Annotated in this window: 9 protein-coding genes; 2 read left to right on the forward strand and 7 right to left on the reverse strand. The window is 66.1% G+C overall.

Annotated elements, in window-relative coordinates:
* Window positions 1-122: 122 nt before the first annotated feature.
* Window positions 123-800: an RlmE family RNA methyltransferase gene (locus ABNT58_RS13385; RefSeq protein ID WP_348753966.1), complete on the reverse strand. Its 678-nt coding sequence runs from the start codon at window positions 798-800 to the stop codon at window positions 123-125.
* Window positions 801-820: 20 nt separating this feature from the next.
* Between ABNT58_RS13385 and ABNT58_RS13390 the strand changes: the two genes are divergently transcribed.
* Window positions 821-1291 carry a YhbY family RNA-binding protein gene (locus ABNT58_RS13390; protein ID WP_348753967.1) on the forward strand — a complete coding sequence of 157 codons (471 nt, stop codon included), beginning with the start codon at window positions 821-823 and terminating at the stop codon, window positions 1289-1291.
* Here ABNT58_RS13390 and ABNT58_RS13395 read toward each other — a convergent pair.
* The 6 genes from ABNT58_RS13395 to ABNT58_RS13420 form a co-directional block, all read right to left on the reverse strand.
* A complete protein-coding gene (locus tag ABNT58_RS13395) occupies window positions 1272-1703 on the reverse strand; it encodes a DUF4149 domain-containing protein (RefSeq protein ID WP_348753968.1) in 432 nt (143 codons plus the stop codon). The genes ABNT58_RS13390 and ABNT58_RS13395 overlap by 20 nt on opposite strands.
* Before the next feature lie 2 nt (window positions 1704-1705).
* Window positions 1706-2182, reverse strand: coding sequence for a transcription elongation factor GreA (gene greA / locus ABNT58_RS13400; protein WP_348753969.1), 477 nt, complete (start codon window positions 2180-2182; stop codon window positions 1706-1708).
* An 81-nt stretch (window positions 2183-2263) separates the two neighbouring features.
* Entirely contained in the window at window positions 2264-5530 is a 3267-nt protein-coding gene (carB, locus tag ABNT58_RS13405) for a carbamoyl-phosphate synthase large subunit (RefSeq protein WP_348753970.1), read from the reverse strand.
* A gap of 21 nt (window positions 5531-5551) precedes the next feature.
* Window positions 5552-6193 carry a leucine efflux protein LeuE gene (leuE, locus tag ABNT58_RS13410; protein ID WP_348753971.1) on the reverse strand — a complete coding sequence of 214 codons (642 nt, stop codon included), beginning with the start codon at window positions 6191-6193 and terminating at the stop codon, window positions 5552-5554.
* A 10-nt stretch (window positions 6194-6203) separates the two neighbouring features.
* Window positions 6204-7355, reverse strand: a complete 1152-nt coding sequence (gene carA, locus ABNT58_RS13415) for a glutamine-hydrolyzing carbamoyl-phosphate synthase small subunit (protein WP_348753972.1) — start codon at window positions 7353-7355, stop codon at window positions 6204-6206.
* 184 nt (window positions 7356-7539) lie between these two features.
* Entirely contained in the window at window positions 7540-7944 is a 405-nt protein-coding gene (locus ABNT58_RS13420) for a heme-binding protein (RefSeq protein WP_348753973.1), read from the reverse strand.
* A 145-nt stretch (window positions 7945-8089) separates the two neighbouring features.
* Here ABNT58_RS13420 and ABNT58_RS13425 point away from each other — a divergent pair, with 145 nt between their 5' ends.
* Entirely contained in the window at window positions 8090-8788 is a 699-nt protein-coding gene (locus ABNT58_RS13425) for a Bax inhibitor-1/YccA family protein (RefSeq protein WP_348753974.1), read from the forward strand.
* Window positions 8789-8824: the final 36 nt, after the last annotated feature.

Consider the following 8824-nt stretch of genomic DNA (forward strand, 5'->3'; position numbering starts at 1 on the left):
GCCCGCATGGCGCCTTGCACGCAACTGGGGATGATTCTAGTGGACTCAAGTTATCGAACTCCGGTGCATGACCCGTACTGTGTCAGAGCTTTGAAGCAGGGATGACGCGATGAATGGGCCGTCTATCCCGCCTTCTTCAGACCGATGCCGACGAGAAAGGTTTCAGAAGATCGGTCGCGCGAGGCCTTGGGCTTGATCGGCTTGACCACGCGGAACTGCTTCTTGAACATCTCGACCAGCTGGCTGTAGCCGCTGCCATGGAACACCTTGGCAACCAGCGCGCCTTCTGTCTTGAGGTGGGTTTGCGAAAACTGCAGCGCCAGCTCCACCAAGTGGGCAATGCGCGCCGCGTCCGAGCTTTCGATGCCCGACAGGTTGGGCGCCATGTCCGACACCACCACGTCCACTGGGCGGCCATTGACCTCGGCCTCCAGCTGCCTGAGCACCTCGTCCTCGCGGAAGTCGCCCTGGATGAATTTCACGCCCTCGATCGGCTCGAAGGGCAGCACGTCCAGCGCGATGATGGTGCCGTTGAGCTGGCCCACCGCCGCGCCGCCGGTGCCGGCCTCCTTCGGTGCGAACTTGCGGCGCAGGTACTGGCTCCAGGCGCCGGGTACCGCACCCAGGTCGACCACCAGCTGGCCGGGCTTGATCAGCCCCAGCGCCTCGTCGATTTCCTTGAGCTTGTAGGCGGCGCGGGCGCGGTAACCGTCCTTCTGGGCCATCTTGACGTACGGATCGTTCATGTGATCCGCCAGCCACGCCTTGTTGACCTTCTTGCTTTTCGTCTTGATCTTCATGCCGCACCGATAATAGGCAAATGCCCGCCATTCAACTGACACCCGCGCAGCGCAAGGAACACCGTGCCGCTGCACACCACCTCGACCCCGTCGTCCTCATCGGCGGCGACGGCCTCACCGCCGCGGTCACCAAGGAAATCAACCAGGCGCTCAACGCCCACGGCCTCATCAAGGTGCGGGTCTTCTCCGACGACCGCGCCGCCCGCGAAGCCATGCTGGTCCAGCTGACCGACGAGCTGAGCGCCGCGCCCATCCAGCACATCGGCAAGCTGCTGGTGCTGTGGCGCCCGATGCCCGAGAAGGTGAAGGCCGAGCGGGAAGACCGCATGGCCGGCCCCAAGGTCGTCAAGATCCTGAAGTTCAGCAAGAGCGGCAATCACCGGCCGCAGATCAAGAAGGTCAAGGTGATGGGCAACGAGCGCGTGACCGCCGGCGGCGAGATCAAGCGCGCCCGCAAGCGCACCACCAGCATCAAGAAGACGACGGCCTGAGGTCCCCGCCCGGCGCCGCCGCGCGCCAGGCCAGCACCAGCACCAGCACGCCCTTCAGCGCAAAGAACAAGAGGCTGATGGCGTGTAGCTGGCCGAAGCTCAGGCTGCCCTGCCCCAGCCGCGCGGCCGCCATCATCGGCTGCAGCGCGTAGTAACCGGCCACGGTGCAGAACAAGGCGCCCAGCGCCAGCCACACGCCGACCTGCCGCTCGGGCGCCAGCTTGCGTTCGAGGGCGGTGAGCAGCAGCGCCAGCGCCATGCTGACCACCGCCTCCTGCGCGAAGATGCGGCCGACGATGCGGCCCGCCGCCTCCGGCGCCACGGCAAACACCGCGGGCGTGGCCAACGTGGCGATGCACAGCAGCAGGCCGGCCCACAGGGCCGGCAGCAGCACACGCAGGCGTTGCAGCATGCTCAGACGTAGCGCACGTCCACCACTTCGTAGCTCTTGACGCCGCCGGGCGCCTGCACGTCGGCCACGTCGCCGGATTCCTTGCCGATCAGCGCACGTGCGATCGGCGAGCTGATCGAGATCAGGCCCAGCTTCAGGTCGGCTTCGTCGTCGCCCACGATCTGGTAGGTGACCTGGGCGCCCGAGGCTTCTTCTTCCAGATCCACCGTGGCGCCGAACACGATGCGGCCACCCGCGTCCAGCTCGGCCGGGTCGATCACCTGGCAGGCGGCCAGCTTGCCTTCCAGCTCGAGGATGCGGCCTTCGATGAAGCCCTGCTTGTCCTTGGCGGCTTCGTACTCGGCGTTCTCGGACAGGTCGCCCTGCGCACGCGCCTCGGCGATGGCCTGGATCACGGCATGGCGCTCCACCGTCTTGAGTTGATGCAGCTCTTCTTTCAGTTTCTCGAAACCGCGCCGGGTCAGGGGAATGGTGGCCATGTTCAAAACCTGCAGAGACAAATGAAAACCGCCGCCGGGGTCGTGGTGACGACCCGGCGGCGGGCGCGAGGTGGCGTCAGTTTAGTGCAGTTCGGCCCGCAAACGGGCGTGGAGTTCCTGCAGCGAAGCGACGGTGAGATCGTCCTGGTGCTTCAACGCCTCGGTGGCGGCTTCGCAGCCGGCCATCGTGGTGTAGTAGGTCACCCGGTTGGCCAGCGCCGCGGTGCGGATGTAGCGCGAATCGGCGATGGCCGTGCGCGTTTCGTCCACCGTGGTGAACACCAGCTGGATCTCGCCGGCCTTGACCATGTCGGCGATGTGCGGCCGGCCGTCCTTGACCTTGTTCACCGTCTTCACCGGCACGCCGGCCGCCGCGATGGCGGCCGAGGTGCCCTTGGTGGCCACGATGTTGAAGCCCAGGTCGTGCAGGTCGGAAGCGACCTTCACCGCGCGGTCCTTGTCGGTGTTCTTGACCGAGATGACCACCGTGCCCTTGGTGGGCAGGCGTGAGCCGGCGCCCAGCTGGCTCTTGAGCATCGCCTCGCCGAAGCTGTCGCCCGCGCCCATCACCTCGCCGGTCGAACGCATCTCGGGGCCGAGGATGGGGTCCACGCCCGGGAACTTGTTGAACGGGAACACCGCTTCCTTGATGCTGAAGTACGGCGGCACGATCTCGCGCGGCGGCTTGCCGTCGGTGTTGCGCTGGTCGGCGAGCTTCTGCCCGGCCATGCAGCGCGCCGCGATCTTGGCCAGCGGCTGGCCGGTGGCCTTGCTCACGTAAGGCACGGTGCGCGAGGCACGCGGGTTCACTTCCAGCACGTAGACGACGGCGTCGTCGCCCTCACCCTGGATGGCGAACTGCGTGTTCATCAGGCCCACCACGCCCAGTGCCTTGGCCATCACCGCGGCCTGGCGGCGCAGCTCGTCCTGCAGCTGGGGCGACAGCGAATACGGCGGCAGCGAACAGGCCGAGTCGCCGGAATGGATGCCGGCGGCTTCGATGTGTTCCATGATGCCGCCGATCAGCACCTCGGCGCCGTCGCAGATGCAGTCGACGTCGACCTCGATCGCGTCTTCCAGGAAGCGGTCCAGCAGCACCGGCGACTTGTCGCTCACGCGCACGGCCTCGCGCATGTAGCGCTCCAGGTCCTTGTCGCCGTGCACGATTTCCATCGCACGGCCGCCCAGCACGTAGCTGGGGCGCACCACCAGCGGGTAGCCGATCTCGTGCGCCAGCGCCATCGCCTGCTCTTCGGTGCGGGCGGTGCGGTTGGGCGGCTGCTTCAGGCCCAGGTCGTGCAGCAGCTTCTGGAAGCGCTCACGGTCTTCGGCGATGTCGATCGAGTCGGGCGTGGTGCCGATGATCGGCACCCCGTTGGCTTCCAGGTCGAGCGCCAGCTTCAGCGGCGTCTGGCCGCCGTACTGCACGATCACGCCGACCGGCTTTTCCTTGTCGACGATCTCCAGCACGTCTTCCAGCGTCACCGGCTCGAAGTACAGGCGATCGGAGGTGTCGTAGTCGGTGGACACGGTTTCCGGGTTGCAGTTGACCATGATGGTCTCGTACCCGTCCTCGCGCATCGCCAGCGCCGCATGCACGCAGCAGTAGTCGAACTCGATGCCCTGGCCGATCCGGTTCGGGCCGCCGCCCAGCACCATGATCTTCTTCTTGTCGGTGGGCTCGGCCTCGCACTCCTCGTCGTACGTGGAATACATGTAGGCCGTCTGCGTGGCGAACTCGGCCGCGCAGGTGTCCACGCGCTTGTACACCGGGCGCACGTTCAGGCCATGGCGGGCGCGGCGCACGTCGTGCTGGTTGCTGCCCAGCAGCTTGCCCAGGCGCTTGTCGGAGAAGCCCTTGCGCTTCAAGAACAGGAACTCGTCCTTCGACAGGCTTTGCAGCGTGCGGCCGGCCAGCGCCTGCTCGGTCTTGACGATGTCCTCGATCTGCGCCAGGAACCACGGGTCGATCGCGGTTTCCTCGAACACCTCGTCCAGCGTCATGCCGATGCGGAAGGCATCGCCCACGAACAGGATGCGCTCGGGGCCGGCTTCGCCGATCTCCTGGATGATCTCTTCGCGGTCGGTCGAACGTTCGGTCAGGCCGTCGATGCCGGTTTCCAGGCCGCGCAGCGCCTTCTGGAAGCTTTCCTGGAAGGTGCGGCCCATGGCCATCACCTCGCCCACCGACTTCATCTGCGTGGTCAGGCGCGAATCGGCGGCAGGGAACTTTTCGAACGCGAAGCGCGGAATCTTGGTGACGACGTAGTCGATGCTGGGCTCGAAGCTGGCCGGCGTGGCACCGCCAGTGATGTCGTTGCGCAGTTCGTCCAGCGTGTAGCCCACGGCCAGCTTGGCCGCGATCTTGGCGATCGGAAAGCCCGTGGCCTTGGAGGCCAGCGCCGACGACCGCGATACACGCGGGTTCATCTCGATCACGACCATGCGGCCGTTGTCGGGGTTGATCGAGAACTGCACGTTGGAGCCGCCGGTGTCGACGCCGATCTCGCGCAGGATGGCGATGGAGGCATTGCGCAGCAGCTGGTATTCCTTGTCGGACAGCGTCTGCGACGGCGCCACGGTGATCGAGTCACCGGTGTGGATGCCCATCGGATCCAGGTTCTCGATCGCGCACACGATGATGCAGTTGTCCGCCTTGTCGCGGACCACTTCCATCTCGTACTCCTTCCAGCCGATCAGCGATTCTTCGATCAGCAGCTCCTTGGTCGGCGACAGGTCGAGGCCGCGCTTGCAGATCTCCTCGAACTCTTCCGGGTTGTAGGCGATGCCGCCGCCGGTGCCGCCCAGCGTGAAGCTGGGGCGGATGACCATCGGAAAGCCCGTGCCGCCGATCTGCTTGACGATCTGGCGCTGCACTTCCAGCGCCTCTTCCATCGAGTGGGCGATGCCCGACTTGGCGGAATCGAGGCCGATGCTGGTCATCGCCTCCTTGAACTTCAGGCGGTCTTCGGCCTTCTCGATCGCCTTCTCGTTGGCGCCGATCATCTCCACGCCGTACTTGGCCAGCACGCCGTGCTTGTGCAGGTCGAGCGCGCAGTTCAGCGCGGTCTGGCCACCCATGGTGGGCAGCACGGCGTCGGGGCGCTCCTTGGCGATGATCTTCTCGACCACCTGCCAGGTGATGGGCTCGATGTAGGTGACGTCGGCCATCTCCGGGTCGGTCATGATCGTCGCCGGATTGGAGTTGACGAGGATGACCTTGTAGCCCTCGGCACGCAGCGCCTTGCAGGCCTGGGCGCCGGAATAGTCGAACTCACAGGCCTGGCCGATGATGATCGGGCCCGCGCCGATGATGAGGATGCTTTTCAGGTCTGTACGTTTCGGCATGGCGGTTTGCGCTCTTGAAACTTAGAGAGTGGCCGTGGCCAGCTTGGCCCCGAATCCAATGAATAGTGCGCCGACGCCGGCATTCGCGGTGCTGGCCAGCTTGCGCCGCGCGCGGAAGGCAGCGGCCAGGCGGACACCAGCGAAGATGAGCGTCGAGAGGTAGAGGAAGCTGAGCAGCTGCACGATGGCGCCCAGGATCAGGAAGGTCAGCGCCGGATGCGGATAGGCCGGATCGACGAACTGGATGAAAAAGCTCAGCAGGAAGGCGATGGCCTTGGGGTTGAGCAGGCTCACCACCAGCGCCTTGCGGAAGGGCTGGCGAGCGTCCACCTGACGGGGCGCTTCATCGGCGGGCGCAAAGCCGCGCCAGGCGCGCACGGCGCCGCGCAGCAGCTGCAGGCCCATCCAGCCGAGGTAGACCGCACCGGCCATCTTCACCGCGAAGAACACCTGCGGGCTGGCCATCAGCAGCGAAGCACCACCGGCCGCGGCGGCGGTCATCAGCAGCGTGTCGCCCACGAACACGCCGCAGGCCGCCGTGTAGCCGACCCGCACGCCGCGCTGGGCCGAGACCGACAGGACGTACAGCGAGTTGGGCCCGGGCAGCAGGATGATGAACACCGCGGCAGCCAGGAAGGTGCCGAGGTCGGTGATGCCGAACATGAGGCTCTCCTCAGGCCTTGCTCATCAAGGCGGTGAAGCGGTCGAACAGGTAGCCGATGTCGTGCGGGCCGGGCGAGGCTTCCGGGTGACCCTGGAAGCAGAAGGCCGGCTTGTCGGTGCGCGCCAGGCCCTGCAGCGTGTTGTCGAACAGGCTGACGTGCGTGGGGCGCAGGTTGGCCGGCAGCGTCTTTTCGTCCACCGCGAAGCCGTGGTTCTGGCTGGTGATGCTCACGCGGCCGCTGTCCAGGTCCTTGACCGGATGGTTCGCGCCGTGGTGGCCGAACTTCATCTTGTAGGTCTTGGCGCCCGAGGCCAGCGCCATGATCTGGTGGCCCAGGCAGATGCCGAAGGTGGGCACGCCGGCTTCGATCACCTCGCGCGCGGCGTCTATGGCGTAGTCGCAAGGCTCCGGATCGCCCGGGCCGTTGGCCAGGAACACGCCATCGGGCTTGAGCTTCATCAGCTCGGCGGCAGGCGTTTGCGCCGGCATCACCGTGATGCGGCAGCCACGGCTGGCCAGCATGCGCAGGATGTTGCGCTTGACGCCGAAGTCCAGCGCCACCACATGGAAGCGGGGATCGGCCTGCCGGCCGTAGCCGCTGCCCAGCGCCCATTCGGTCTCGGTCCACTCATAGGGCTGGGTGGCCGACACCACCTTGGCCAGGTCCAGGCCCGCCATGCTTGGCGCCGCCTGGGCCTTGGCCACCGCGTCGTCGATGTGCTGCTGAGTGAGCACGGTGCCGGGCTCGAAGGTGGCGATGCAGCCGTTCTGAGCGCCGGTGCTGCGCAGCACCCGCGTCAGGCGGCGGGTGTCGATGTTGGCGATGCCGACCGTGTTTTCACGGTGCAGGTACTCCGACAGCGTGGCCGTCTGGCGGAAGTTGGAGACACGCAGCGGCGGGTCCTTGATCACCAGGCCGGCGGCATGCACCTTGGACGCCTCGACGTCCTCCTCGTTGACGCCATAGCTGCCGATGTGCGGATACGTCAGGGTGACGATCTGGCGGCAGTAGCTGGGGTCGGTGAGGATTTCCTGGTAGCCGGTGAGCGCGGTGTTGAACACCACCTCGCCGACCGTGTGACCGGCAGCGCCGATGGACGCGCCAGAAAAGACCGTGCCGTCTGCGAGAGCGAGCAGTGCGGGAGGCAGGACGGGTAGCAAAGGGAAGGCTCCGTAGCGGTGCGCCCCCCTGGTCCTGTTGCGCGAATCCGCACGCGGGCAGGCCAGCGTGCGGCGGCTCGACTCCGGTGCGAAAAACGTCAGTGGTTTCTCGGGGGCAGCGTGAGAGGGTAAACCTGCTGAGTATAGCCGGGGCCGGCCACGCTGCCCTAGGTGCTGCTGCCGGTCAGCCCAGCGCGGCGATGCCGGCGCGGGCGATCTGCGCGTCTTCGTTCGACTTCACGCCGCTCACGCCCACGGCACCCACCACATGGCCTTGCACCACGATGGGCACGCCGCCTTCGAGCATGCCCTGCAGGGCCGGCGCGCTCAGGAAAGAGACGCGGCCCTGGTTGATCATGTCCTCGTAGCCCTTGCTCTCACGGCGGCCGACGGCGGCCGTGTGGGCCTTGGCCGGGGCGATCTGCGACGAGATGGGCGCTGCGCCGTCCAGGCGCTGGAACCACAGCAGGTGGCCGCCGTCGTCGACGATGGCGATGGACACCGCCCACTGGTGGGCCTGCGCCTCGGCCTCGGCGGCGGCGGCGATTTTCTTGACGTCTTCGATCGACAGGTAGGGCTTGGAATTCATCGTGAATGCTTTCGGGCGCTGTGGCCGGTTTTCAGGGAACAAACCGGACTTTACCGGGCCTAAGCAGAGCGGTTCGGTTCCATGATGCGGAACTAGAATCGCGCCGCTCGATCACAGCACTGTCTTATCCCTGGAGGCTCTCGCAATGAACGAATCCCTGCAAACCTCGTACCCCGGCTTCGCCGGCGGTGCGGCGCTTGCCGAGCAACGCAACCGCGTGCTGCGCAACACCTATTGGCTGCTGGCCCTGTCGCTGGTGCCAACGGTGCTGGGCGCGTGGATCGGCGTCAGCACGGGCATCGTCGCCGCCATGGGCGTCGGGATGAGCACCATCGTGTTTTTGGTGGGCGCATTCGGCTTCATGTTCGCCATCGAGAAGTTCAAGAACTCGTCGGCAGGTGTCGGCCTGCTGCTGGGCTTTACCTTCTTCATGGGCCTGATGCTGTCACGCATGCTGGCGGCGGTGCTGGGCTTCAGCAACGGCGCCACGCTGATCATGTACGCCTTCGGCGGCACCGCCCTCGCCTTCTTCGCGATGGCCACGCTGTCGACGATGATCAAGCGCGACCTGTCCGGCATGGGCAAGTTCCTGTTCATCGGCGCGATCATGCTGCTGGTGGCAGGCATCGCGAACATCTTCCTGCAGTCGAGCGCCATGATGCTCACGCTGTCGGTGATCGCGGTGGGCCTGTTCTCGGCCTTCCTGCTGTACGACATGAAGCGCATCATCGACGGCGGCGAAACCAACTACGTCACCGCCACGCTGGCCATCTACCTGGACCTGTACAACATCTTCCAGAGCCTGCTGGCCATCCTCGGCATCGCCGGTGGCGACCGCGACTGATCGCGCAGTGCGCGCAAGCAAAAGGGGCCCTCAGGC

The sequence above is a fragment of the uncultured Aquincola sp. genome (assembly GCF_964001545.1).
In the GTDB taxonomy this organism is placed as follows: domain Bacteria; phylum Pseudomonadota; class Gammaproteobacteria; order Burkholderiales; family Burkholderiaceae_C; genus Aquincola.